Here is a 996-nt window from a genome sequence, read left to right as displayed (position 1 = left end):
CAAAAGGGCTTCAGCTCTAGAATCTAGAGCCACGTTTTCCGGGCTTAAAATCACTTCTCTGATATCTTCCGCAATCGGGTCGCCACCTGGCTCGCGGGTCAGCTTTAAAGGTACAGCCAACTTGTCTTCAAGCTTTTGTGTCAGTCCCTGAATAAGGGTCGTTTTGCCTGCGCCATCCGGTCCTTCAACTGTGATAAATTTCCCAGCAAATGTTTGTGTATCCATGAGGTCTCCTTAAAATCTGTTATAGACTAGTTAATCGATGTCACGGCGGCCTTCAAGGGCACGCAATAGGGTCATCTCATCCGCATACTCAATATCACTGCCGACAGATAAACCATAGGCAATCCGCGATACTTGAATGCCTGCAGGTTTAATCAAACGAGACAGGTAGGTTGCGGTCGCTTCCCCTTCAGCTGTCGCATTGGTCGCCACAATCACTTCCTTGATCTGGTCATCTTGCAGACGGGTCAATAGAGGTTGGATATTTAAATCTTCCGGTCCAGTCCCTTCCATTGGTGACAAGACTCCGTGCAAGACATGGTAGAGGCCGTGATACTCACGCATTCGTTCCATAGATACCACATCACGCACCTGCTCCACCACTAAAATTCGTGACCGGTCGCGGTTTTCATCTGCACAGATTTCGCAAGGATCAGACTGGGTAATATTCCCGCAAACTGAGCAATAACGCAGTTCACGCTTTGCATCCACCAAGGAAGACGCAAATTGAAGCACATCCGCCTCAGGCATGTCCAAGACGAAGAAGGCCAACCTAGACGCCGTCTTCGCGCCAATCCCTGGCAACTTACTAAAAGAATCGATTAACTTAGCGATTGGTTCTGGATACTGCATTCTCTACACCCCTGCATCTAACTTTCCTTACATTTTAAACATTTTTGATAAAAAGGGTAACACGCTGACAAAATGGAAAACCAATACTAGGCAGCAGTGCTCATAACCTAACTGTTCCTGTCTGTAATACCATATCTTATC

At 47.0% G+C, this 996-nt stretch carries 2 protein-coding genes; both read right to left on the bottom strand.

Annotation, left to right across the window (positions count from 1 at the left end; genetic code table 11):
• Window positions 1-225, bottom strand: a 225-nt coding sequence (locus ACRCJ0_RS15315) for a dTMP kinase (RefSeq protein ID WP_431391059.1), incomplete at its 3' end; no start/stop codon positions are given.
• A 30-nt stretch (window positions 226-255) separates the two neighbouring features.
• Window positions 256-855, bottom strand: a complete 600-nt coding sequence (gene recR / locus ACRCJ0_RS15310; RefSeq protein ID WP_003141630.1) for a recombination mediator RecR — start codon at window positions 853-855, stop codon at window positions 256-258.
• Between the last annotated feature and the right edge of the window lie 141 nt (window positions 856-996).

It is taken from the genome of Aerococcus sp. L_32, from assembly GCF_050689315.1.
Note: the sequence above shows the minus strand (reverse complement) of the source record. Positions and strands in the feature narration are given on the sequence as shown.